This is a genomic window from Falsihalocynthiibacter sp. SS001 (genome assembly GCF_042445055.1).
Lineage (GTDB): Bacteria > Pseudomonadota > Alphaproteobacteria > Rhodobacterales > Rhodobacteraceae > Falsihalocynthiibacter.
Genome location: NZ_CP170339.1, coordinates 2,876,225 through 2,898,836, shown reverse-complemented (window position 1 = coordinate 2,898,836; position 22,612 = coordinate 2,876,225). Strand labels below are relative to the sequence as shown.

Sequence of the window (22,612 nt, the reverse complement as noted above, 5' to 3'; positions counted from 1 at the left end):
GCGCATGCTGTAGTGGATATAGAACCGTATTGATTAACGTAATGAGTATGCCATGAGCATTACTGATAGAACTCTTCATTTTGGCTCCTGTAGCGCCTGTCCAATCCGCAAGCAGGCGGTCTGTGCGCATTGCGGGCGCGAAGAGCTCCGGCAACTCGATACGATGAAGTATTATCGTAACTTTGAGGCGGGCCAGCCAATTGTGTGGTCAGGCGACCGAATGAACTTTGTCGCGTCAATTGTGTCCGGCGTTGCGTCGTTGACCCAGTCAATGGAAGACGGCCGCACCCAGATTGTCGGGCTTCTCTTGCCGTCCGATTTCGTTGGACGTCCTGGGCGCGAGTTTGCGGAATATAATGTGACCGCGAAGACAGATTTGGTCATGTGCTGTTTCCACAAGAAGCCGTTTGAAGAAATGGTACGTTCAACGCCTGCTATTGCGCAGCGCCTTCTTGAAATGACATTGGACGAGTTGGACGCCGCGCGGGCATGGATGTTATTGTTAGGGCGAAAAACCGCACGAGAGAAGATCGCGAGCCTGCTGGTCATCATCGCGCAGCGCACGTTGAAGCTTGAGGGCGCAAATTCGCGCGCGAACCTTGAATTTGACTTGCCACTAACCCGTGAAGCGATGGCCGACTATCTGGGGCTTACGATTGAAACCGTCAGCCGCCAGATATCTATGCTCAAAAAAGCGAATGTCATCCTATTAGAGGGAACGCGCCGTATTCGCGTTCCCGATTTTCCGCGCCTCATGGTCGAAGCAGGCAGCGGCGCGTCTGTCTAGTGCGACATAAAGACGGGAACGACTGCCTTCTCTAGCATATCGCGCGTTGCTCCTCCCATGATAGCTTCGCGAAAACGCGAGTGGCCATAGGCGCCCATCACGATCATATCTGCGCCAACATCGGACGTATGCCGCAACAAAACGTCCGCAATGCTGGGCATGGATTTAGCCAGAACCGAAATCTCGACATTCACACCATGACGCGAAAGCATTTGCGACAACGGTGCGCCGGGATCTGAGCGATTGGCGCCGTGGGATGGGGGATCAATGATGGCGATGCTCACTTTATCCGCCGATTTCAGCAAGGGTAGCGCCGCGCGAATTGCATTGAGGGCCTCGGAACTCTCATTCCACGCGATGACGATCTGTTTCGGCGGGAAATCGGTTTTTGCTTCGTCGGGGACCATGATGATCGGCGCGTTTCCTTCGAATAGGGACGCCTCGAGAAGGGCCTCGTCCTGCCCGCCGCGTTTCTCGCCATATGGTTTGGGTAGTACGGCAACATCAGAAAAGCGCGCATGAAGCGATACGAGGCGTCCGAGGCTCGCATAGGTCACGACAGCTTTATCAACGGCCCAATCAAAGGGTGACCCGTCGAGTTTCTTGCGGGCCCAATCTTCGCTTTCCTCCGCGTCCTTCTGGGCGCGCTCAATTGTCTCTTGTTGGATGAGGGCGTTGGCTCCTGCGTAATAGTATCCAATTTGCGTTCGATCTATTCCGAGGCTGAAAACAGTAAGCTGCCCGCTTTGTTGCGCGGCAATATTCATCGCATACTCGCACGCGGTATTGCTTGTAGTAGGGTCAGTAGCGATCGTTAGTATGGATTTATAGGCCATAGTCGCCTCCTTAATGATTGCTGCTTAATGCGTTAATAATAAACGATAGGCACATGATCTACATCTAGCAAATGATTGAACGTAGAAATTGACATAGATCAAAGCGCGGGACTAGGCTGAAGAAGATACCCGTCGATTGAGAACACCCCGCGCGATATTTTGAGCGGGAAAAGATAAAGGGACAGAAAATGTGGGATTATATTAAGCTACTCTTGCTTGCGATGGTGGCACTTCTCGCTGCCATTGCTGCAAACTATGCAAGAGATTTTGCTTATCAGGTGCACGCCATACTGATTATGGCTGTGGCTGCTGGGCTGTTTATCTGGACGCTGCGCCAGACTGGCGAACCCAAGAAGCCAGCAGAAACCGGATATATGGATGACGTAATCCGCGCGGGGGCCATTGCCACTGTTTTCTGGGGTGTAGTCGGTTTTCTGGCGGGGACGTTCATTGCGTTCCAGCTCGCCTTTCCCGAACTGAACTTTGAATGGGCGCAGGGTTATGCGAACTTTGGGCGCTTGCGTCCGTTGCATACCTCGGCGGTTATTTTCGCGTTTGGCGGTAACGCATTGATCTGTACAAGCTTTTATGTCGTTCAGCGCACGTCGGCGGTGCGGCTTTGGGGCGGTAATTTGGCTTGGTTTGTGTTCTGGGGCTACAACCTCTTTATCGTATTGGCCGCGACTGGATATCTCTTGGGCGCGACACAATCCAAAGAATACGCGGAGCCCGAATGGTACGTTGATATCTGGCTAACCGTCGTTTGGGTCGCCTATCTCATGGTGTACCTCGGCACGATTATGTCCCGCAAAGAAAAGCACATCTATGTGGCGAACTGGTTCTATCTGTCCTTTATCGTAACCATCGCCATGCTGCATATCGTCAACAACCTTAGTATGCCTGTCTCGATCTTTGGCTCGCGCTCTGTTCAGCTTTTTGCGGGCGTACAAGACGCGATGACGCAGTGGTGGTATGGGCACAACGCGGTTGGGTTTTTCCTCACGGCGGGCTTCCTCGGGATGATGTACTATTTCGTCCCCAAGCAAGCAGAGCGTCCTGTTTATTCCTATAAACTTTCGATCATCCACTTTTGGGCGCTGATCTTTATCTATATCTGGGCGGGCCCACACCACCTTCACTATACAGCGTTGCCGGAATGGGCATCGACACTTGGTATGGTGTTCTCGATCATCCTCTGGATGCCGAGCTGGGGTGGTATGATCAACGGTCTGATGACGCTTTCTGGCGCATGGGACAAGCTGCGTACCGATCCGGTTATTCGGATGATGGTTGTCGCGATTGGTTTCTATGGGATGTCCACATTCGAAGGGCCGATGATGTCGATCAAGGCTGTGAACTCTCTTAGCCACTATACCGACTGGACCATTGGTCACGTGCATTCCGGTGCGCTTGGTTGGAACGGCATGATCACGTTTGGGGCGCTGTACTATATGTTCCCGAAACTCTGGAACAAAGAAGGCCTATACTCGCTGAAACTTGTGAACTGGCACTTCTGGCTCGCGACGATCGGTATCGTTTTCTATGCCGCGTCGATGTGGGTAACCGGGATTATGGAGGGCCTGATGTGGCGCGAAGTAGACTCGCAAGGCTTCCTCGTGTGGGCGTTCGCAGACACGCTTGGACCTAAGTTCCCGATGTTGGTTGTGCGTGGCCTTGGTGGGGTGTTGTTCCTCGCTGGCTCCCTGATCATGGCATATAACCTCTGGATGACTGTTGTGCGGGCCCCTGAAAAGGCCCCTGCAATGGCCGCCGCAGAATAAGGAGGGTTCAGATATGGGAATTCTCGACAAACATAAAGTCATTGAGAAAAACGCAACTCTCCTTCTCGTCGGAAGCCTTTTGGTGGTGTCCGTCGGGGGCATCGTAGAGATCGCGCCGCTCTTTTATCTCGAAAACACGATTGAGGAAGTGGATGGCATGCGGCCCTATTCCCCGCTCGAATTGGCGGGGCGTGATGTCTATATTCGCGAAGGGTGCTATGTCTGTCACAGCCAGATGATCCGCCCAATGCGCGACGAAGTAGAGCGCTATGGTCACTATAGTTTGGCGGCAGAGAGTATGTATGATCACCCGTTCCAATGGGGCTCAAAGCGTACAGGGCCGGATCTTGCGCGCGTTGGTGGACGCTACTCGGATGAGTGGCATGTTGCTCACCTGCATGACCCGCAATCCGTTGTGCCTGAGTCGATCATGCCGAAATATGGCTTCCTTGAGGATAACTTGCTCGATGGAAAGTATATCGGCGACCTTCTTCAGGCGCATAAACGAGTGGGTGTTCCGTACACCGATGAAATGATCGAAAATGCGCAGGCGGATTTCCTCGCGCAAGCCGATCCAGATAGCGACTATGACGATATGCTCGCTCGTTATCCCAAGGCACAGGTTCGTAACTTCGATACCAAGCCGGGGATTTCAGAGACGGACGCATTGGTTGCCTATTTGCAGATGCTCGGGACGCTGGTTGATTTCTCGACCTTCACACCCGATCCGGACCGCTAGGAGGACGCGATGTATACTGTACTACGTGAATTCGCCGATAGCTGGGTACTGCTATTGATGTTCCTTTTCTTTCTGGGTGTGTTCGTCTGGGTTTTTCGCCCCGGCAGCAAAAAAATCTATCGTGAGACGGCAAGCATACCGTTCAATCACGAAGATCATCCCGCACCAGATGCGGCCCCGAACGCCCAAGCGAAGGAGGCGTAACCATGTCAAAGAAGCCAGTTAAAAAAGAAGATCCAAAAACAACCGGCCATAGCTGGGACGGGATTCAGGAGTTTGACAACCCGATGCCGCGTTGGTGGCTCTGGACATTCTATGCGACGATTGTCTGGGGGATTGGCTATACGATCGCGTATCCCGCTTGGCCGCTGGTGAACCGCGCCACGCAAGGTATTCTGGGCCATTCGACACGTGCGGAAGTTGCCGAAGAAATCAAACGTTTCGATGAAATGAACTCGGGCCTGCGGACGCAGTTGGTTGAGACCGACCTTACCGAAGTATCGAACGACGCCGATTTGCTGCACTTTGCTAACGCAAATGGCTCCGCCGTGTTCGCAACGTGGTGTTCGCAATGCCACGGTTCTGGCGCCGCGGGGGCGGTTGGCTTCCCGAATTTGCTGGATAACGACTGGCTGTGGGGCGGTGACATCGAGTCGATCCGTCACACCATCGAAGTCGGCATCCGCAACGAAACCAACGAAGATGCACGGTATTCTGAAATGCCCGCGTTTGGCGAAATTCTTGAGCCTGAAGAGATTGAACAGGTCGTAGAATATGTTCTCGATATCTCTGGAGGCGAAGCCGACCAAGGCCTAGCCGCACAGGGCGAGACGATCTTTGCGGATAACTGTGCTGCCTGTCATGGTGAGGACGGCAAGGGTGACCGTGAACAAGGCGCGCCGAATATTACTGATGCGATCTGGCTTTTCGGCGGAGATCGAGAGACGCTAACACAAACCGTGACGTACAGCCGCTTTGGCGTGATGCCTGCGTGGAACGAGCGCTTGAGCGAGTCGGATATTCGCGCGGTTGCGATTTATGTTCACGGGTTGGGCGGCGGCGAATAGCCCCTGCAACGCCCCTGCGACCTAGCCGCGCAGGGCACTCATTGTCGCAGAGACAGCGCGTGTCCCGTATGAAACTCTAGACCCAGAGTGCACCGACCTGTCGTCGGTGCACAAACGGCTTACGGAGGCAGAATTGAGTACCTCAGAAACACCCCCCAAGCTCTATGCTGCACGAGAGCCGATATTCCCTCGACGTGTCTCGGGCGTATTCAGAAATCTGAAATGGTGGATCATGGGCGTGACGCTTGGGATCTATTACTTGCTGCCTTGGGTTCGTTGGGATCGCGGAGAGAGCCTGTCGGATCAGGCCGTACTTGTGGACCTTGCGAACCGTCGCTTCTTCTTCTTCTGGATCGAGATTTGGCCGCACGAGTTTTATTTCGTCGCCGGGCTGTTGATTATGGCGGGGCTGGGGCTGTTCCTGTTTACCTCAGCCCTTGGCCGCGTTTGGTGTGGATATGCCTGCCCTCAGACGGTCTGGACAGACTTATTTATCTTGGTTGAACGGTGGATCGACGGTGATCGAAACGCCCGCGTTCGACTTTGGAATGCAAAGTGGGACGCGCGCAAAATCCGTCTACGCATAACAAAATGGGTGGTTTGGCTTTTGATCGCGATGGCGACTGGCGGGGCGTGGGTGTTCTATTTCACTGATGCGCCGACGCTGGCAGTGGACCTTGTGACAGGGAACGCGCATCCCATTGCCTATACGACGATTGCGATTCTCACGCTGACAACATTCGTTTTTGGTGGTTTCTTGCGGGAACAGATTTGTATTTACATGTGCCCTTGGCCGCGCATTCAGGCGGCGATGACGGACGAAGATACGCTCTTGGTCGCCTACCGCCACTGGCGCGGTGAGCCACGAGGGAAGTTGCATCGCCATCCCAAAGAGAACGAACATGAAGTGGCGCAGGGCGATTGTATCGACTGTATGGCCTGTGTGAATGTGTGTCCTGTTGGCATCGATATTCGCGATGGACAGCAGCTTGAGTGCATCACCTGTGCGCTTTGCATTGATGCATGTGATGAGGTCATGGACCGTATCGGGAAGCCGCGCGGACTGATTGACTATATGGCGCTCACGGATGAGCAAAACGAGATGGCGGGCAAACCACCGCGTCCGCTCCTTCGGCATATTTTACGCCCACGCACGATTGTTTACACGGTGCTGTGGTCCTCAGTTGGGCTGGCGCTTCTGTTCGCGCTCTTCATCCGCAGCGACATTGATTTTGTGGTTTCGCCGGTGCGTAACCCGACATATGTCACGCTTTCTGATGGCTCCATCCGCAACACATATGAAGTCCGTATTCGGAACAAACATGGCGAAGAGCGCGAGTTCTCGGTTTCGGCCACGGGCGAAGAAGACCTACAAGTTGTGCTTGAAGGTAAAGATGATTTGATTACCTCTGTGCCACCAGATGCAACTTTCCTTCAGCGTGTACATATCGTGGCGCCGACGGGATCGGTTGCAGCGACATCTGATCGTACGGATGTGCGATTGTGGATTGAAGACACGCTCGATAACGAGCGGGCTTACAAAGATACGATATTCAATGGAAACTCAAAATGAGCGATAAAACCATCACAGGGCGTCATGTCTTCTTCGTCGTAACGGGCGCATTTGCGATTATCATCGGCGTTAATCTCACGATGGCTTACTTCGCGGTGAGCACGTTCCCAGGGCTTGAGGTAAAGAACTCCTATGTTGCAAGCCAGCATTTCGACGATGATCGTGCGGCGCAAGTAGCGCTAGGCTGGACTGTCGAGCCGACCTATGCCGACGGCGTTCTAGAGATCGCCATCACAGACAAAACGGGGGCACCCGTGGAAGTTCAAGGCTTAACGGGTATACTCGGGCGAGCGACCCACCGTCAGTCGGACAGCACGCCTGAATTCACCTTCGCGAATGGTGTCTATAGCACGCCTGCGACGCTAGGGGTGGGGAACTGGAACTTTAGAATGGAAGCGATCGCACCGGACGGTACGCCATTTCGTCAGCGTGTGGTCATTCACGTAAAGGCAGAAAAATGAACACAATCGCCGCCTGTCCTGCATGTGCTTCGACCCCCGTGGCCGAAGTCCTCGCAGAGCGGGCACAGCGCAATAATCACGAACACGTTTCGGTCACGCTTTCGCTGCCTACCGTGCACTGCGCGGCTTGTATTTCTACGGTTGAGCGGGTGCTCATGGCGACGGATGGCGTGGCGGATGCGCGAGTGAACTTGACACTTAAACGTGTCAAAATAGATGCCGCGCCTGAGCTTGGTATTGATGAGCTTATCTCGACGCTCGAAGGTGCGGGATACGAGGCGCATGAGTTGGATGCGGGAAGCATCGCCGCGACACAAACCGACAAGGCGGGGCGCGCGTTGTTGATGCGGCTTGCGGTTGCCTGCTTTGCGTCGATGAACGTGATGTTGCTTTCGATTGCAGTTTGGTCTGGTGCCGAGGCTGCTACGCGCGATATGTTCCATTGGATTTCCGCCGCAATAGCCATCCCCGCCATTGGATTTTCGGCGCAACCGTTTTTCAAGAATGCGTTTTCCGCCCTTCGAAAGGGTCGGATGAACATGGATGTACCGATTGCCTTGGCAATTGCTTTGGCGCTTGGGACATCCCTCTATGAAACGGCACATTCGGGCGCGCACGCATATTTTGATGCGGCGTTGACGCTTACGTGCTTCCTGCTCGCAGGGCGGTATCTGGACCACCGTACAAGGGCAGTCGCGCGCTCCGCCGCCGAGGAGCTTGCAGCGCTTGAGGTCCCGCGCGCGGAACGTGTTACTGCTGGGCCGGTTGGCGCAAAGAAAACCGAAACAGTACCGCTTGCAGAGTTGAGAGTTGGCGACAGTATCCTTGTGAAACCCGGCGGGCGTATGCCCGTTGACGGCATTATTGAGTCGGGCGAAAGCGAGATCGACCGCTCACTTCTCACAGGCGAAAGTTTACCAGTGTTTGCAACGGTCGGTCGCGAAGTCAGCGCTGGGGAGATTAACCTCACCGGGCCACTCACCGTGCGAGCAACCGCTATTGGGCGAGAGAGTTCACTGCATAAGATGGCGGATCTGGTTGCAATCGCGGAAAGTGGCCGCAGCCGCTATACCTCGCTCGCGGACCAAGCCGCCAAGCTTTATGCGCCGGGGGTTCATATCCTTGCGGCGTTGTCCTTTGTCGGCTGGTACGTGTTTACGCGGGATATGCGGCAGGCCCTCAATGTGGCGGCGGCGGTGTTGATCATCACGTGCCCATGTGCGCTCGGCCTTGCGGTGCCTGCGGTGACGACGGCGGCCTCTGGCCGATTGTTTAAACGCGGAATGTTAATCAAACACGAAACCGCGCTTGAGCGGCTCGCGCAGGTGGAATGCGTGGTTTTTGACAAGACCGGCACCTTAACAACCGGCACTCCGAAATTGGCGAGTACGCACTCCGATATTGATCTGGAGGTTGCCGCAACGCTTGCAGCACATTCTAATCACCCCCTCGCCAAAGCCCTGAGTGAGGCTTGCGACAGAACGCAAGACGTTACAGAAATTCGCGAGAAACCGGGCTATGGTTTGCAAGGTGTGTGGAATGATCTGACTGTGAAGTTAGGCCGTGCCGATTGGGTTGGCGCAACAGATGTAACGGCCGATGGCCCTTCGACATACCTAAAAATCGGAGACGCAGCGCCCGTCGCATTTGTTTTCCGTGACGGACTTCGAGAAGGCGCTGAGCAAGCGGTGCGTGGATTGCAGGACATGGGTGTAGAGGTCCATCTACTCTCGGGCGATACTGCGCCTGCGGTCCAACGGCTTGCCGAAACCTTGGGGATTGCAAATTATCACGCGGGTGTGCTTCCACAACAAAAGGCCGAGTTTGTTGGCTCTTTGACGGAGAAGCAGCATGTCTTGATGGTTGGGGACGGGCTGAACGATACTGCGGCTCTTGCTGCGGCAAATGTGTCGATGTCGCCGGCGTCGGCGCTCGATGCCGCACGGGTTGCATCCGATGTCGTGCTTTTGGGCAATGATTTGTCGGCTCTTCCTAAGGCGCTGACAACTGCGCGCAAGGCGACGAAACGTATCCGTGAGAACTTCCAGATCGCGACGCTGTATAATGTAATTGCGGTTCCGATTGCTGTTGCTGGGCTGGCAACGCCGCTTGCTGCGGCCTTGGCGATGTCTGCGAGTTCGATTACGGTGTCGTTGAATGCATTGCGACTTAGGTAGACATGGAAATCCTCGCTTATCTCATACCCATTTCTCTGGGGCTCGGATCTCTCGCGTTGGTCGGATTTTTCTGGGCGCTTAAGCGCGGTCAGTTCGACGATCCGAAGGGCGACGGCGAACGTGTTCTAAGCAAAGATTGGGATGATCACCCCCGCCCTTAGGACGTTGGGGAGATCACGTTGCAAGGTGTTTTGCGCGCTGTAAGGCGGCGACAGGCTAGCTCTGCTGCGTCCTTGGACATGCCGAGGAAATTCGCCTGATAGCCTTTGTTAGAGCTCTGCGCTTTGCGAATGGTTCCATCAAGAGTTGCCATTTCCCGCAGGGCTGTCTTGAGAAGGGCGCGCTCTGCTTGATAGCGAGAGTTGAAAACTCCCACATTCACGCCCCAGAAGCGATCATCAGAGTTTGAAATCCGCGTTACAACAACGGGTTCTTGCTCAACCGGAATTTGCTCCGGACGAACGGCGGCCAGCACCACTTTTTCTTTCGGCGGGTTGCTAGCCCCCGGACGAGCGGTTGGGGTGGCTTGCGATAGCTCATCAAACTTGACGGTTTGCGCCTCGCGGACGGCTTCGTTGATCGTGTCTTGAAGTGCCGCTGCAATCGCGTCGCTTGGAACAGTAATAGTTTGAGCGGGTAGGGGGCGCGCAAGCGGGCGCAGACTCGATTTTACTGCGGTGACGATGCGAATGGTTTTGCCTGCGGTTTTTGTTGCACTTGCAACTTGGGTCGATCCGCTACCAACGTTGCCGACATATGCAGGGCGGCGTGGCTTGCGGACAGCAACGCGCGAAGGGGCGCGCTGGAAACCCATGTCTAGCAATTCGGCAACGCGTGCGTTCCGAGTGGCGGTGGAGCGTCCACCGAACACCGTCGCAATGATACGGGTTGAACCGCGCTCTGCCGATGCAACAAGGTTGAAACCGGCGGCATTGGTATAGCCCGTTTTGATCCCATCGGCGCCTTTATATGCACTTAGAAGGCGGCGGTTGGTGTTTGATACCTTCTTGATGCCCGCATCAGTCGAAATGCGTGAGAACAAGTTGTAGTATTCGGGATAGTCATAAAATAACTGGCGTCCGAGCTTGGACATATCGGCGGCGGTCGACAAATGACCGCTTTCCGTAAGGCCGTGCGCATTCTTGAATGTCGTGCTGTTCATGCCGATCGCTTTGGCAGTGCGGTTCATGCGGCGGGCAAAGGCGGCCTCGCTGCCTGAAATAGCTTCGCCAAGTGCGGTCGCAGCATCGTTAGCCGATTTCACAGAGGCAGCGCGAATAAGATAACGAAGCTCGATGCGTTGACCAGAGCGAAGGCCAAGCTTGGATGGCGGTTCGCTCGCGGCCTTTTTTGAGATTAACACTTTGGTATCAAGGCTTATTTCACCGTTGCGAACGGCCTCGAACACCACATAAAGCGTCATCATTTTAGTGAGAGATGCAGGATGCAAACGGGTGTCAGCGTTCCGAGAATGCAGGATTTCTCCCGTTCGGGCATCCATCACATACGCAGCATAAGGAGCTGCGTGCGCTGTCGTTGCACCGAGATTAAGAATGCAAAAAAATGCAAACAGAATCGCTCTGAATTGGACACTCTGCCCCAGACGCTTTTTCACGTCACTCGCCTCTTTTTAACTGCCTCGTGCCGTCGATTTTCCGACTGACATTCTTTTATTTATGACAGGGTAACACAGGGGAATCGTTCCGAAAATACCCTTTGTCGAGAATTTTTCTTTAGTTTTTAAAGTGTTGCATTCAATATGTCGTTGCTGAATTTTAGCCTTAGCCTAGATGTAGCGTCCGCGTGAGAATTGTTACAGAACTTCGAACGACTGCACCGTATTTTTGAGTTGGGACAAATCTGAAATTTCGGCAAAGCGCGTGTGTGCTTCTGGTGCTTTTGCGCGCTCAAGTTCCCACGTCATTTCATGCGGAACATGCGCTGCCCAACCACCGATTGCCAGAACGGGAAGCACGTCCGATTTCAATGAATTGCCGACCATCACCAGTTCGTTTGGTGCAACCGTGCGTCGCTGGCAGATCTCGTGATATGTTGCCTCGTTTTTATGCGAGACGATTTCAACGCCATCAAACAATTCACCTAGCCCCGATTGGGCGAGCTTGCGTTCCTGATCAAGCATGTCACCCTTTGTTATCAGCAAAATCTCGTAGTTTTCTGCGAAATCTGCCAGTGTTGCTTCGACGTGGGGCAAGAGTTCAATCGGGTGGCGCAGCATATCTTGGCCCGCTTGGATCAACTCCTGAATGACCGTTGCGGGAACGCGCGCCTCGGTTACCTCAATCGCGGTTTCGATCATCGAGAGTACGAAACCCTTAACCCCAAAACCATAGTGCCCGAGATTTCGACGTTCGGCGGCCAAAAGGCGCTCGAACAGATGCTCTGATTCTGTGTAGTCACGAAGGAGATCGGCGAATCTCTCTTGGGTTATGCGGAAAAAAGTCTCGTTGTGCCAAAGGGTGTCATCCGCATCAAAGGCAATCGTTGTGATTTTTCGCTTCATTTTAGCCACCTCGGCACAAGCCCCCCTTTCATAGGCACGTCAGAGCCTCTATATTCTGCGTACCAATGAAGTGGATAAATGCGTGACGTCAATGGTTAATACTATACCCCTCTCAATGTCTGACAAGGACGATCCCGCCGATGGAGATACGGGTGTTATCACTAAGACCGTAAGCAAAACGGCGCGGCCTCCGTTGTATAAAGTTTTGCTTTTGAATGATGATTACACTCCGATGGAGTTTGTGATCCACGTTCTTGAGCGGTTCTTTGGCGTGTCTCATCAAGAGGCGTTTGAGCTTATGTTGACTGTTCATAAGAAAGGGCTTGCTGTTGTGGGCGTGTTCTCGCATGAGGTGGCCGAAACGAAGGTCGCACAGGTAATGGATGCCGCACGGCAGAAGCAGCACCCGCTCCAGTGCACAATGGAAAAGGAATAGGGCGCACGCCCGATTATGCAAAATTCACGTCTCACTTTGGCACTTTCGAGCGGCGGTCTAGGCCTGCCTGACGCTGGCCGCATTCTGGTTTTGAATGCAGGACCAGAAAGCGACCTTGGTTCATTGCCACGCGAGCGTGTCGTGGCAGTTCAACGTTTCAAGCCTGATTACGACGCGCTTGAGAATGCTGGCTATGATGTCACAACCGAAGCAGAAGGCGAATTTGCGTTAGCAGTAGTTTTCCTTCCCCGCGCCAAGGCCGAGGCCCGTGCGATAATCGCGGCGGCGAATGTGCACTGTCCCAACGGGCAGATCGCGATTGATGGTCAGAAAACAGATGGCATCGACGGGATATATAAAACCTGTCGAAAAAATGCTGATTGTTCGTCGGCGATCTCTAAATCGCACGGCAAGATATTCTGGTTCCCCGCTACTGACGCCTTCGAAGAATGGGCCGCGCCAAAGGATGCGCAAGAGATAGCGCCTGGTTTTGTGACGCGCCCCGGTGTGTTCTCCGCCGATGGGATCGACCCTGGCTCTGCTGTTCTAGCGGCGGCATTGCCACCGAAACTGGGCGAGGTCGTTGGCGATTTCGGTGCAGGATGGGGATGGCTATCTAGCGAAGTTCTCAAACGTGACACTGTTAAGTCTGTTCATCTGGTTGAGGCCGACTTTACCGCTTTGGCTTGCGCGAGAGAGAATATTACCGACCCGCGCGCCGAGTTTCATTGGGCCGACGTAACGCGCTTCAAATCCCTGCCCGCATTTGATGCCATCGTCATGAATCCGCCGTTTCATACATCGCGCGCCGCGGATCCAAACATCGGTAAGGCGTTCCTTTCGGCGGCTGGTCGCTTTCTAAAACCACGCGGCGACCTTTGGGTGGTTGCAAACCGTCATTTGCCCTATGAAGCACACCTGCAGGAGGTGTTCAGAACGGTGAACGAAGTGGCAGGCGATTCAGAATTCAAAGTTTTCCACGCAACTCAACCAGTTCAGAAAACACGCGCACCATCGTAACGTAATTTGCCAAGCGCAAGATTAACGAGGTTCTTCAATGTCTTTTTCGATTTCCGGCAAAACTGCAATCGTCACGGGGGCGGCCAATGGGGTTGGGCTTGCGGTTGGACGACATTTTGCCCAAGCGGGTGCGAATGTGATGTTCGCCGATATGGACGAAAAGAAGCTGATGGAGGAGTTGGATGGTCCGCTGGACTCTGGCCCGATCCGTTATTTTGCAGGTGATCTGCGCAAACGCTTAACGATTGCTAACCTGCTCTCGGCGACGATTGATGCCTTTGACCGCGTCGATATTCTTGTGAACGGCAGCCGTCAGGTTATTACGTCCGAGCCATTAAACCCCTCCGCTGATGGTATGATCAGCTTGATCGACCAGAATCTGATGACCCCCCTGCGGGTCAGTCAGGCGGTGGCAAAACGCATGATCAAACAGGCCGAGGCAGAGGGTAACCAAGAGGGCTGTATTGGCTCTATTGTTAACCTTTCCTCCATTGCGGCGCAGCGTGCGAATCCGAACTTGATGGCGCTTTCGGTGAGTACCGCCGCGCTCGATCAAATGACGCGCTCGTTTGCTATTGCGGTGGCACCGAGCCGAATTCGTGTGAATTCTGTAGCATTCGGAAGCGTGATGAGCGCGAGCCTCAAAACGGCTCTCAAAGAAGATATGGACCTGCGCGATCAGATAACGGCGCATACACCGCTTGGCCGAATTGCCAGCGCATCCGAGGTGGTCGAAGCGGTGCAGTTCCTCGCAAGTGACTCCGGAAGTTTCATGACAGGGCAAGTGGTTACGCTAGATGGAGGTCGAACGTTGCTTGACCCTGTCGCGGCTCTTGCGCACTAGAAAGTAATAACATGACCGACACTATGGACACCCAAAAGGCCTTGGCCTCGAATTGGTTTCGCGCGCTGCGCGACGAGATTTGCACAGCCTTCGAAGCACTAGAAGACACACAGACCGAAGGGCCAATGGCGGACCTTCCTGCAGGTCGTTTTGATGTGAGAACGACAAAGCGCGACGCGCCGAACGGAGGCGATGCGGGCGGTGGCCTAATGAGCGTCATGCGCGGCGGGCGTGTTTTTGAGAAAGTCGGTGTTAACGTTTCCACAGTCTTTGGTGAATTAGGGGAGGGGGCGCAAAAAGCGATGGCTGCGCGCAAAGGCCTCTCTGGAATGGCCGATGATCCACGTTTTTGGGCGTCTGGCATTAGTCTCGTTGCGCACATGCAAAACCCACATGCTCCGGCGGTTCATATGAATACGCGTATGTTTTGGACACCGCATGGCTGGTGGTTTGGTGGTGGCTCTGATCTGAACCCGTGTATCGAATATGATGAAGATACGGCTGATTTTCATGCCGTACAAAAGGCGCACTGTGACCCGCATGATGCCGCTTACTATCCAAAATTCAAGGCATGGGCTGACGAGTATTTTTATATTCCCCACCGCAAGCGGGCCCGTGGCGTGGGTGGAATTTTTCTCGATGATCACAATACGGGTGACTGGGATGCAGACTTTGCGTTCATTCAGGATGTAGGTCGCGCGTTTCTGGCCGCCTTCCTGCCGATCACCGAGCGCCGTCGGAATACTCCGTGGTCAGACGAGGATAAGCAGGCACAGTTGGTGCATCGGGGCCTATATGCGGAATATAATCTGGTATATGATCGCGGGACAAAGTTCGGCCTCGAAACCGGTCATGATCCCGAGGCCGTCCTGATGAGTTTGCCGCCCTTGGCGAAATGGGTTTAGCCCCGAAGCGCCTTTAGCATGACATCGACATTCGCGGGGTCCGCATCAGGCGTGATCCCGTGACCAAGGTTGAAAATATGCGGCCCGCCTGAGAGGGCCTCTTTGATACGTTTCGTCTCAGAAACGAGCTTCTGGCCGCCTTCGACCATTAGTTTGGGATCCAGATTCCCCTGCACGCAGCCATCCTTCTGAAGGTTTTCGGCCGCCCAGCCTAGATCAACTTTCGTATCAATCGCGAGGCAATCCGCCCCTGTTTCCTTTGCGAATCCGATATAGGCATCGCCTGCCTCGCGCGGGAAGGCAATCACAGGGATATGCGGGTGGCGCGCCTTCAATTCTGAAATAATCCGTTTTGCAGGTGCGAGGGCGAAGTCGTTAAAATCATCTCCCTTGAGCGATCCTGCCCAGCTATCAAATAGTTTTACGACCTCCGCACCCGCATCGATTTGCGCGCTTAGGTAGGATATCGTGCTCTGTGTGATCAGGTCGATGAGCTTCTGAAACGTTTCGCGATCTGTATTCTTGAGCGCGTGCGCTGGCCCCTGATCTGGTGTGCCGCGCCCTGCGATCATATACGTCGCAACGGTCCATGGTGCGCCCGCGAATCCAATAAGTGTGGTTTCTTTCGGGAGTTCGGACTTAAGGATCTTTAAGGTTTCATAAATCGGGTTGAGCGTTTCATGAATGCCGTCTGCGCCCGATAATTTATTGAAATCATCCGCAAATGTGACCGTGGATAGGCGCGGGCCCTCCCCAGTCACAAACCATACATCAGCGCCGAGCGCCTGGGGGAGCAACAGAATGTCCGCAAACAGAATAGCGGCGTCAAATCCGTAGCGCCGAATGGGTTGGAGCGTCACTTCGGCGGCAAGTTCGGGGTTGTAGCATAGCGAAAGAAAGTCACCCGCTTGCGCACGCGTTGCGCGGTACTCTGGCAAGTAACGACCAGCCTGCCGCATCATCCACACGGGCGGCAAGTCCATTTTTTCGCCAGCCAAAGCCCGCAGCAGTTTCTTTTGTTCGGCCATTTTGCGCCCCTTTCGCTAGAATATCTGACACTTTTCGTGTCGAAGCCGTGATGTCAAGGCACAGGGGCTAACTGACGCATTGTCAGGCGCATTTGCCGCGCGTAAACACAGGGTATGAAAATAGCACTCCCTACCCCCGACGCGCCGCTGAATATTGGAACGCGTGGCTCCCCTTTGGCCTTGGCACAAGCATATGAAACGCGTGCGCGCCTAATGGCGGCGTTTGACCTGCCCGAGGCCGCATTTAACGTTATCGTCATCAAGACGACGGGCGACCGCGTTCAGGATCGCGCATTGCGAGAGATCGGTGGTAAGGGTTTGTTTACCAAAGAGATCGAAGAGGCGATGTTGAACAAAAGCATCGATATCGCCGTGCATTCGATGAAGGACATGCCGGTTGAGCAGCCCGAAGGGTTGGTGCTTTCGACATACTTGCCGCGCGAAGACGTGCGGGATGCGTTCATCTCTCCGACGGTGAAAAGCTTGACAGAGTTGCCTAATGGGGCCGTCGTGGGCACATCGAGTTTGCGCCGTCACGCGCAAGTTAAGAAAGTGCGTCCAGACCTTGAGGTCATTGAGTTCCGTGGAAATGTTCAAACACGGCTCAAGAAATTGGCCGACGGCATTGCGTCCTGTTCGTTCTTGGCAATGGCGGGTCTGAATCGATTGGGTATGCAGAACGTGATCGCCAGCCCGATTGAGGTTACTGATATGCTGCCGGCGGTTGCGCAGGGCGCGATCGGAATTGAACAAAGAATTGATGATGAGCGCGCAACACAGATGCTCGCGGCAATTCATCACGAGGAAACAAGTCAGCGGCTCGCGGCCGAGCGCGCATTTTTGGCGGCATTGGATGGTTCATGCGAGACACCGATTGCAGGGCTTGCCGAACTGCATGGCGACACATTGAGATTGCGCGGTGAAATCATCCGCCCTGATGGAACCGAAAGCCTCTCGGGTGAAATTTCCGGTCCGATTGCAAAAGGAGCGGAAATGGGGCACGAACTTGCGCTCCGTCTGAAAGCCCGTGCACCAGCAGACTTTTTTGATTGGACGCTCTAAGGCAGGACCTTGCCTGGATTCATAATCCCTTGCGGGTCGATTGCAGCCTTAATAGCTTTCATGGTCGCTAGGGCGGCTGGATTCTTGCGACGGCGCATGGAGTCTCGTTTGGTTGTGCCGATGCCGTGTTCTGCGGAAAAACTCCCGCCTATGTCTGTCACGATCCGTTCGATTTCTTCGACGATTTGATCCTCATCGGCGGCTGATTGTTCACTTGGCCAAACAGTGAAGTGAATATTTCCGTCGCCGAGGTGACTTACACAGAGCGCGCCAGCCATTGGGTCGAGCTCGTTTAGGCGGAGTTTCACCTTCGTTAGAAACAATTCCACGCTCTCAAGCGGTACCGAAACGTCTGTATTAACGAAAGGTTTTCGATGAAATGCGAGTTCGGCGGCGGCCTCGCGGCGCTCCCACATTTCGAGGCGCTGGGTTTCGTTTTGCGCGATCGCCGCATCTAGGATGTCACCTTTTTCAATCATGCCGCCTAGGGTTGTTTCGAGCAGGGCGGTGATTGGTGTCTCGCCATTTTCGTCCGGAATCGTATCCCTAGGTGCCGTGGAGCCAACTTCCACGAGAATGTTCACGGGGTGAATTCGGTCGAAGGCTGGGCGTGCTTGTGGGAAAAGCTTCTCATGTAGCTCCATGAAGTGGTCGGGCATGAATTCAAATGCTTCAACAGCGCCGCCAGTCGCTTTTTGCAGTTGGTTAAGTAGTTCAAGCGCTGGTGAAAGTTCGCTCATGGCGACCATTGCGGTGCCATAGGCGGCGGGCTTGGGCCAAAGTTTTACGACCGCAGCGGTAATAATTCCAAGCGTTCCCTCCGATCCAATAAACAAGTCGCGTAAATCATAGCCCGAATTATCTTTGTGAAGCTCGGTCATGACATCCAAGATTTCACCAGAAGGCAAAACTACCTCTAGCCCCAAACAGAGCGTACGTGTGTTGCCGTAACGAAGAACGTTGGAGCCGCCCGCGTTGGTCGCCAGATTACCGCCGATCATGGCAGAGCCGCGCGCGCCAAAGGTGAGCGGGAATATCAAGTCATGCTCGCCGACCGCATCGTGTAAATTAGCCAGAATGACACCCGCCTCGACAATTGCGGTCTTTGCGTGGGGACGAATTTCACGGATGTTATTCAATCGCTCAACCGAGATGAGCAGCGCGCCGTCTGATTGCGTGCCTCCGGTCAGTCCGGTGTTTCCAGCAATTGGCACCACAGGTACTTGATGCGCGGCTGCGATCTTGACAACCGCGCTCACCTCTTGCGTATTTCCAGGGCGCGCCACCGCTATTGGACTGGATGAAAACTTCCCCGTCCAATCGGTCGCATACTTCTGCGTTTCAGATCCGGTTAGGACGTTTTTTTCTCCTAGTAGGTCAATGAGTTGTACGAGAATATCCATGCCGATGCCTCCTGATTGGAGCGCGATTGTTTCGTATATAGGATGAGATTTCCAGTACGAAATCCGAATTATTCATTCCGCTCGGATTGAAGACAGGAGCGTAACCTTCGACGCATCCAAAATGGCAGGAAGGTGTGGAAGATATTGGCGGAACTCCTTGTGATTTCCGGCCAATCCGGCCCGCTCCGCGGCAAAGAGTATTTTGTGCAGGTGGTAGGCGCCAAATGTGGAAGCAGAGCCAGAGATACGGTGAACTTCGGGTAGGATCGCATTTATTTCATCCACTTCGTATAGCTTGGAAAACTGCGCCACTGACGCTGCCGCTTCGTCAATGAACTTTGTAAACAGTTCTTCCACTTTCTCGCGGCCAAGGACCTCAAGCATTTGGTTCAGGATATCGTAATCGACAAGCGGATAGTCATATCTTCCTGTGGCATCATTAGAAACGTTCATGAGCCCAGTATTAGTGATCAGTCATTTACAGGACGTAAATTTCGATACGCGCTCTCAAATGCACCGGATTCTATCCTTTTGAGGGGTGCGCAACCTTAAGGAGAGTCATGTTAGACTTCTGTTAATGTCCGAGTGTCATAACAAGGGGGAAATGCGATGTCGGTGATTGGAAAAATATTGCCATTCCAAAAGGAAGCAGTACCGGCAGAGTTTTCACATACTGGCCAAATCGTGGGGGATTTTTCGTTGAAGTTCTTGGTGGCAGATGATCACGATCTCGTTCGTGAGGCGATTGGTGCTTTCATTGAAACTGAGGGCGCGGTGGAGGTGTGTTTGGCCGCGGACCTTGGCGAAACGCTAGAAACTATTGATGCAAAAGGCGCGTTTGACCTTGTATTGCTTGATTATAACATGCCTGGAATGAACGGACTTGAGGGGCTGCAACGGGCCATCACGCAGAATGGGGGGAAGCCGGTGGCGCTTCTTTCTGGTACGGCCACGCGCAACATTGCGGAGCAGGCGATCAACGCTGGTGCGGCGGGTTTTGTGCCGAAGACGCTTGGTTCAAAATCAATGGTGATGGCAGCAAAGTTCATGGCGCAGGGCGAGATATTTGCGCCATTTAGCTTTATGCAGCAGATGGATTCCATGGGTGCAAAACAGACTGGTCTGACCCAAAGAGAAACGCAGGTGCTACGTGGAATCGCTGAAGGAAAATCCAATAAAGAAATCGCTCGCGATCACAATTTGCAGGAGGTAACCGTGAAGCTCCACGTAAAGACGCTCAGCCGTAAGCTCGAAGCAAGAAACCGAACGCATGCGGCCATGATCGCGCGCGACCGTGAGTTGATCTAAACAGACACCGACTTGATAAGCTCAGATTTCGCGAGGTCTTTCTTTGATCCAGATAGGGAAACCGAGCCGCGCGTCAGCACACAGAACGCATCTGCGAGATCATAAGCAAAGCTAAAATATTGCTCGACAAGTATGATCGCCATATCGCCTTGATCGCGTAGGTATTCGATTACACGACCGATTTGTTGAATGATATTCGGCTGGATGCCTTCGGTTGGTTCATCAAGCAACAAGAGCTTCGGTTTCGTCACCAATGCGCGTGCAATCGCGAGTTGTTGCTGCTGTCCACCCGAGAGATCACCGCCGCGCCGCCCTTCCATTTCTTTGAGGACCGGAAACAGTTCGAAGATATGATCGGGAACCATGTGATCGGATTTCGGAAGGCAAGCAAAGCCCGTTTCCAGATTCTCACGAACGGTCATTAACGGGAACACATCGCGCCCCTGCGGCACATACCCCACGCCTTTGGAGGCGAGAACATGCGCTGGCGGTTTTGCTAGCTCTTCACCGTTCAGCCGATAGAGGCCACCGGTGCGGTGATGCGTGCCCGAAATTGCTTTGAGTAGGCTGGTTTTGCCGACCCCATTTGTTCCCATCACGCAGGTTACTTTTCCTGTTTCCGCAGACAGGTCGATACCATTCAGGATTTGAGAGCCCGAGTAGTGTAATGTTAGGTCTTTGATTTCCAGCATTTTATCGTCCCAGATAAACGTCGATGACGTCTTGGTTGGCGGTAACGTGATCGAGGCTTCCTTCGGCGAGAACCGAACCTTCGTGAAGGACGGTTACTTTGCAGTTGAGGCGCCGGACGAACTCCATGTCATGCTCAACAACGACAACGGCGCGGGTTTTCGCGGCCTCGACTAGGATATCAGTCGTTTGCTCGCGCTCGGCAAGTGTCATGCCCGCAGCGGGTTCATCAACCAACAGAAGGCGCGGTTCCTGCGCCAAGAGCATCCCGATTTCAAGCCATTGTTTCTGGCCATGAGAAAGCTCGCCCGAATGTCGGTGAAGCTGGTCCGAAAGCCCGATTTGCTCCGCGAGATCACGGACTTTTTGGGTATCCTCCTCGGACTTCTTGTAGAAAAGCACCGAAAACGGACTACGGTTCTTCTTGAGCGCCAAGAGGAGATTGTCAAAAACGCTTTGGTCTTCGAACACGGTTGGACGTTGAAATTTGCGCCCCACACCAGCTTGGGCGATCTTGGCCTCGGACATGCGCAGAAGGGACATTGATTTCTCACCAAAGATTACGCGGCCCTCGTCGGGGCGGGTTTTGCCGGTAACGATGTCCATAAACGTCGTTTTTCCCGCACCGTTTGGCCCAATGACGGCGCGCAATTCTGCGTCGGCGATTTGGAAGCTGAGGTTGTTGATGGCCTTGAACCCATCAAATGAAACCGAAACGCCCGATACTTCGAGAAGTGTTCTCATTTTTGCGCCTCCTGTTCACGCAAGGATCCCGCATCTGGGCCGAGGTCCGCGCCATGCCGATTGGGGGCAAAGCGGCCCGAGTAATAGTCAAACAGTCCACCAATGCCGCGAGGCGCGAAGAGTGTTACCGCAACAAACGAGAGGCCTAGGAGCACGAGCCACCAATCAACCCATTGAATTGTATAGAAACCAAGTGGGATGTCAGGCGCTTGCCCACCGGTGAACCAAGTGGAAAGTAGCGAAACGAGGGCCGCACCAATCACCGCCCCATAGAGCCGCCCGCGCCCACCAATCGCGACCCATACCGCAAGGTAGATCGAAGCGATGGGAGCAATTTCACCCGGATTGATAATTCCAGCCTGAGGGTAATAGAGCGCGCCCGCAATCGCGGCAATTACAGCCGTGAGTGTGAAAACAAAGAGCTTATACCCCTCGACCGAATAGCCCAAAAAGCGCACGCGGGCTTCGTCGTCACGGATACCGCGAATAACGCTGCCGAATTTGCCGGACACGACCCAAGCCGAGAGAAGATATCCCAGCCCAAGCGCCAAGGCCGATGCCCAGAAGAACCAGAGCGACACCGCAGATTGTGGTACGTCATCAAGGCCGGGAAGGTTCTGCAGGCCAGAGAGGCCGTTATTACCACGCAACCCGCTTTCATTTTGGAAAAGGTACAGAGATAGGGCGAGGGTCATCGCTTGTGTAAGGATCGAAAGATACACACCCGTTACGCGGCTTCGAAACGCGAGCCAGCCAAATACTGCCGCGAGTATCCCAGGAACCAACACAACAAGTGCAAGTTGAATGGCTAGGTTGTCCGCGAATGCCCAGATCAGTGGGATGTCAGAGCCGCCCACAACGCCGAAGATTTGGTTGCCGATAGCGTCCGAGACTTCTTGGGCTGTCGGTGGAATTTCGGCTTCGGCAAGGGATGAGGCCACGATGATTTCGGTGCGCGCGAACATGAGCCACATGCCGATCATATAACCGCCGATTCCAAAGAACGCGAAGTGCCCGAGCGATAGGATGCCGCAGTATCCCCAGACAAGGTCCATGGCCAGCGCGATCAAACAGAGGCAAAGTGTTTTGCCGAGCGTTTTTACGAAGCTTGTAGAGACCAGCCCCACGCCAAACCCCTCGGACAGGATTGAGATCACCAGCGTAAAGAACGCAAGGCAGGCGATGAAGATAAGGACGGAAGGATTGCGGGCGAAAAAGCTGTTGTTCATT

General features: G+C 54.0%; 24 protein-coding genes. 15 read left to right on the top strand and 9 right to left on the bottom strand.

What is annotated here, in order from left to right:
• The first annotated feature begins 52 nt into the window (after window positions 1-52).
• Window positions 53-787 carry a transcriptional regulator FnrL gene (gene fnrL, locus ACFE33_RS13860; RefSeq protein WP_380054548.1) on the top strand — a complete coding sequence of 245 codons (735 nt, stop codon included), beginning with the start codon at window positions 53-55 and terminating at the stop codon, window positions 785-787.
• Here fnrL and ACFE33_RS13855 read toward each other — a convergent pair.
• On the bottom strand, window positions 784-1,623 hold the full coding sequence (locus tag ACFE33_RS13855) for a universal stress protein (protein WP_380054546.1): 840 nt from the start codon (window positions 1,621-1,623) through the stop codon (window positions 784-786). The genes fnrL and ACFE33_RS13855 overlap by 4 nt on opposite strands.
• 188 nt (window positions 1,624-1,811) lie before the next feature.
• Between ACFE33_RS13855 and ccoN the strand changes: the two genes are divergently transcribed.
• From ccoN to ccoS, 8 genes are all read left to right on the top strand, one after another.
• Window positions 1,812-3,404: a cytochrome-c oxidase, cbb3-type subunit I gene (gene ccoN / locus ACFE33_RS13850; protein WP_380054543.1), complete on the top strand. Its 1,593-nt coding sequence runs from the start codon at window positions 1,812-1,814 to the stop codon at window positions 3,402-3,404.
• A 13-nt stretch (window positions 3,405-3,417) separates the two neighbouring features.
• A complete protein-coding gene (gene ccoO / locus ACFE33_RS13845) occupies window positions 3,418-4,143 on the top strand; it encodes a cytochrome-c oxidase, cbb3-type subunit II (RefSeq protein ID WP_380054541.1) in 726 nt (241 codons plus the stop codon).
• A gap of 9 nt (window positions 4,144-4,152) precedes the next feature.
• A complete protein-coding gene (locus tag ACFE33_RS13840; protein ID WP_380054539.1) occupies window positions 4,153-4,347 on the top strand; it encodes a cbb3-type cytochrome c oxidase subunit 3 in 195 nt (64 codons plus the stop codon).
• A gap of 2 nt (window positions 4,348-4,349) precedes the next feature.
• Complete coding sequence (gene ccoP, locus ACFE33_RS13835; protein ID WP_380054536.1) at window positions 4,350-5,210, top strand: cytochrome-c oxidase, cbb3-type subunit III; 861 nt, start codon at window positions 4,350-4,352, stop codon at window positions 5,208-5,210.
• Window positions 5,211-5,343: 133 nt separating this feature from the next.
• The gene (ccoG, locus tag ACFE33_RS13830; RefSeq protein ID WP_380054535.1) at window positions 5,344-6,783 is read left to right on the top strand and encodes a cytochrome c oxidase accessory protein CcoG; all 1,440 of its coding nucleotides are present in this window, start codon (window positions 5,344-5,346) and stop codon (window positions 6,781-6,783) included.
• The gene (locus tag ACFE33_RS13825; RefSeq protein WP_380054532.1) at window positions 6,780-7,244 is read left to right on the top strand and encodes a FixH family protein; all 465 of its coding nucleotides are present in this window, start codon (window positions 6,780-6,782) and stop codon (window positions 7,242-7,244) included. Before ccoG ends, ACFE33_RS13825 begins: the two co-directional genes overlap by 4 nt.
• Window positions 7,241-9,421 carry a heavy metal translocating P-type ATPase gene (locus tag ACFE33_RS13820; RefSeq protein ID WP_380054529.1) on the top strand — a complete coding sequence of 727 codons (2,181 nt, stop codon included), beginning with the start codon at window positions 7,241-7,243 and terminating at the stop codon, window positions 9,419-9,421. The genes ACFE33_RS13825 and ACFE33_RS13820 overlap by 4 nt, the downstream gene beginning before the upstream one ends.
• A 2-nt stretch (window positions 9,422-9,423) precedes the next feature.
• The gene (ccoS, locus tag ACFE33_RS13815; RefSeq protein WP_380054526.1) at window positions 9,424-9,582 is read left to right on the top strand and encodes a cbb3-type cytochrome oxidase assembly protein CcoS; all 159 of its coding nucleotides are present in this window, start codon (window positions 9,424-9,426) and stop codon (window positions 9,580-9,582) included.
• Here the strand turns inward: ccoS and ACFE33_RS13810 are convergent.
• Window positions 9,579-11,036, bottom strand: coding sequence for a D-alanyl-D-alanine carboxypeptidase family protein (locus ACFE33_RS13810; protein ID WP_380054523.1), 1,458 nt, complete (start codon window positions 11,034-11,036; stop codon window positions 9,579-9,581). The genes ccoS and ACFE33_RS13810 overlap by 4 nt on opposite strands.
• A gap of 198 nt (window positions 11,037-11,234) precedes the next feature.
• A complete protein-coding gene (locus ACFE33_RS13805; RefSeq protein ID WP_380054521.1) occupies window positions 11,235-11,942 on the bottom strand; it encodes an HAD family hydrolase in 708 nt (235 codons plus the stop codon).
• A gap of 115 nt (window positions 11,943-12,057) precedes the next feature.
• Here ACFE33_RS13805 and clpS point away from each other — a divergent pair, with 115 nt between their 5' ends.
• The 4 genes from clpS to hemF are packed head-to-tail and all read left to right on the top strand — an operon-like array spanning window position 12,058 to window position 15,147.
• Window positions 12,058-12,378: an ATP-dependent Clp protease adapter ClpS gene (clpS, locus tag ACFE33_RS13800; protein WP_380058729.1), complete on the top strand. Its 321-nt coding sequence runs from the start codon at window positions 12,058-12,060 to the stop codon at window positions 12,376-12,378.
• Window positions 12,379-12,393: 15 nt separating this feature from the next.
• On the top strand, window positions 12,394-13,398 hold the full coding sequence (locus ACFE33_RS13795) for a class I SAM-dependent methyltransferase (protein ID WP_380054519.1): 1,005 nt from the start codon (window positions 12,394-12,396) through the stop codon (window positions 13,396-13,398).
• 37 nt (window positions 13,399-13,435) lie between these two features.
• On the top strand, window positions 13,436-14,242 hold the full coding sequence (locus tag ACFE33_RS13790; protein ID WP_380054516.1) for an SDR family NAD(P)-dependent oxidoreductase: 807 nt from the start codon (window positions 13,436-13,438) through the stop codon (window positions 14,240-14,242).
• Between the two features lie 11 nt (window positions 14,243-14,253).
• Window positions 14,254-15,147 (top strand): oxygen-dependent coproporphyrinogen oxidase, encoded by an 894-nt coding sequence (gene hemF, locus ACFE33_RS13785; RefSeq protein ID WP_380054514.1) that lies wholly within the window; start codon window positions 14,254-14,256, stop codon window positions 15,145-15,147.
• On the opposite strand, the gene hemE is transcribed toward hemF, so the two are convergent.
• Window positions 15,144-16,175 (bottom strand): uroporphyrinogen decarboxylase, encoded by a 1,032-nt coding sequence (hemE, locus tag ACFE33_RS13780; RefSeq protein ID WP_380054511.1) that lies wholly within the window; start codon window positions 16,173-16,175, stop codon window positions 15,144-15,146. The genes hemF and hemE overlap by 4 nt on opposite strands.
• 114 nt (window positions 16,176-16,289) lie before the next feature.
• Here hemE and hemC point away from each other — a divergent pair, with 114 nt between their 5' ends.
• Complete coding sequence (gene hemC / locus ACFE33_RS13775; protein ID WP_380054509.1) at window positions 16,290-17,237, top strand: hydroxymethylbilane synthase; 948 nt, start codon at window positions 16,290-16,292, stop codon at window positions 17,235-17,237.
• On the opposite strand, the gene ACFE33_RS13770 is transcribed toward hemC, so the two are convergent.
• Window positions 17,234-18,640, bottom strand: coding sequence for an FAD-binding oxidoreductase (locus ACFE33_RS13770; protein WP_380054506.1), 1,407 nt, complete (start codon window positions 18,638-18,640; stop codon window positions 17,234-17,236). The two genes, hemC and ACFE33_RS13770, sit on opposite strands and share 4 nt — an antisense overlap.
• Window positions 18,641-18,712: 72 nt before the next feature.
• Complete coding sequence (locus tag ACFE33_RS13765) at window positions 18,713-19,093, bottom strand: Hpt domain-containing protein (RefSeq protein ID WP_380054503.1); 381 nt, start codon at window positions 19,091-19,093, stop codon at window positions 18,713-18,715.
• A gap of 246 nt (window positions 19,094-19,339) precedes the next feature.
• Between ACFE33_RS13765 and ACFE33_RS13760 the strand changes: the two genes are divergently transcribed.
• On the top strand, window positions 19,340-19,948 hold the full coding sequence (locus ACFE33_RS13760; protein ID WP_380058727.1) for a response regulator: 609 nt from the start codon (window positions 19,340-19,342) through the stop codon (window positions 19,946-19,948).
• Here the strand turns inward: ACFE33_RS13760 and urtE are convergent.
• Genes urtE through urtC form a run of 3 tightly spaced genes read right to left on the bottom strand, consistent with a single transcriptional unit; the run spans window position 19,945 to window position 22,611 of the window.
• Complete coding sequence (gene urtE / locus ACFE33_RS13755; protein ID WP_380054500.1) at window positions 19,945-20,640, bottom strand: urea ABC transporter ATP-binding subunit UrtE; 696 nt, start codon at window positions 20,638-20,640, stop codon at window positions 19,945-19,947. The genes ACFE33_RS13760 and urtE overlap by 4 nt on opposite strands.
• 1 nt (window position 20,641) lies before the next feature.
• Complete coding sequence (gene urtD / locus ACFE33_RS13750) at window positions 20,642-21,382, bottom strand: urea ABC transporter ATP-binding protein UrtD (RefSeq protein WP_380054498.1); 741 nt, start codon at window positions 21,380-21,382, stop codon at window positions 20,642-20,644.
• On the bottom strand, window positions 21,379-22,611 hold the full coding sequence (urtC, locus tag ACFE33_RS13745) for an urea ABC transporter permease subunit UrtC (RefSeq protein WP_380054495.1): 1,233 nt from the start codon (window positions 22,609-22,611) through the stop codon (window positions 21,379-21,381). The genes urtD and urtC overlap by 4 nt, the downstream gene beginning before the upstream one ends.
• Window position 22,612: the final 1 nt, after the last annotated feature.

What these genes read in the sequence shown, in the direction of transcription:
- fnrL (WP_380054548.1), top strand. Translation starts at nt 53, where the DNA reads ATGAGCATTACTGATAGAACTCTTCATTTTGGCTCCTGTAGCGCCTGT.
- ACFE33_RS13855 (WP_380054546.1), bottom strand. Translation starts at nt 1,623, where the DNA reads ATGGCCTATAAATCCATACTAACGATCGCTACTGACCCTACTACAAGC.
- ccoN (WP_380054543.1), top strand. Translation starts at nt 1,812, where the DNA reads ATGTGGGATTATATTAAGCTACTCTTGCTTGCGATGGTGGCACTTCTC.
- ccoO (WP_380054541.1), top strand. Translation starts at nt 3,418, where the DNA reads ATGGGAATTCTCGACAAACATAAAGTCATTGAGAAAAACGCAACTCTC.
- ACFE33_RS13840 (WP_380054539.1), top strand. Translation starts at nt 4,153, where the DNA reads ATGTATACTGTACTACGTGAATTCGCCGATAGCTGGGTACTGCTATTG.
- ccoP (WP_380054536.1), top strand. Translation starts at nt 4,350, where the DNA reads ATGTCAAAGAAGCCAGTTAAAAAAGAAGATCCAAAAACAACCGGCCAT.
- ACFE33_RS13825 (WP_380054532.1), top strand. Translation starts at nt 6,780, where the DNA reads ATGAGCGATAAAACCATCACAGGGCGTCATGTCTTCTTCGTCGTAACG.
- ACFE33_RS13820 (WP_380054529.1), top strand. Translation starts at nt 7,241, where the DNA reads ATGAACACAATCGCCGCCTGTCCTGCATGTGCTTCGACCCCCGTGGCC.
- ccoS (WP_380054526.1), top strand. Translation starts at nt 9,424, where the DNA reads ATGGAAATCCTCGCTTATCTCATACCCATTTCTCTGGGGCTCGGATCT.
- ACFE33_RS13805 (WP_380054521.1), bottom strand. Translation starts at nt 11,942, where the DNA reads ATGAAGCGAAAAATCACAACGATTGCCTTTGATGCGGATGACACCCTT.
- clpS (WP_380058729.1), top strand. Translation starts at nt 12,058, where the DNA reads ATGTCTGACAAGGACGATCCCGCCGATGGAGATACGGGTGTTATCACT.
- ACFE33_RS13795 (WP_380054519.1), top strand. Translation starts at nt 12,394, where the DNA reads ATGCAAAATTCACGTCTCACTTTGGCACTTTCGAGCGGCGGTCTAGGC.
- ACFE33_RS13790 (WP_380054516.1), top strand. Translation starts at nt 13,436, where the DNA reads ATGTCTTTTTCGATTTCCGGCAAAACTGCAATCGTCACGGGGGCGGCC.
- hemF (WP_380054514.1), top strand. Translation starts at nt 14,254, where the DNA reads ATGACCGACACTATGGACACCCAAAAGGCCTTGGCCTCGAATTGGTTT.
- hemE (WP_380054511.1), bottom strand. Translation starts at nt 16,175, where the DNA reads ATGGCCGAACAAAAGAAACTGCTGCGGGCTTTGGCTGGCGAAAAAATG.
- hemC (WP_380054509.1), top strand. Translation starts at nt 16,290, where the DNA reads ATGAAAATAGCACTCCCTACCCCCGACGCGCCGCTGAATATTGGAACG.
- ACFE33_RS13770 (WP_380054506.1), bottom strand. Translation starts at nt 18,640, where the DNA reads ATGGATATTCTCGTACAACTCATTGACCTACTAGGAGAAAAAAACGTC.
- ACFE33_RS13765 (WP_380054503.1), bottom strand. Translation starts at nt 19,093, where the DNA reads ATGAACGTTTCTAATGATGCCACAGGAAGATATGACTATCCGCTTGTC.
- urtE (WP_380054500.1), bottom strand. Translation starts at nt 20,640, where the DNA reads ATGCTGGAAATCAAAGACCTAACATTACACTACTCGGGCTCTCAAATC.
- urtD (WP_380054498.1), bottom strand. Translation starts at nt 21,382, where the DNA reads ATGAGAACACTTCTCGAAGTATCGGGCGTTTCGGTTTCATTTGATGGG.
- urtC (WP_380054495.1), bottom strand. Translation starts at nt 22,611, where the DNA reads ATGAACAACAGCTTTTTCGCCCGCAATCCTTCCGTCCTTATCTTCATC.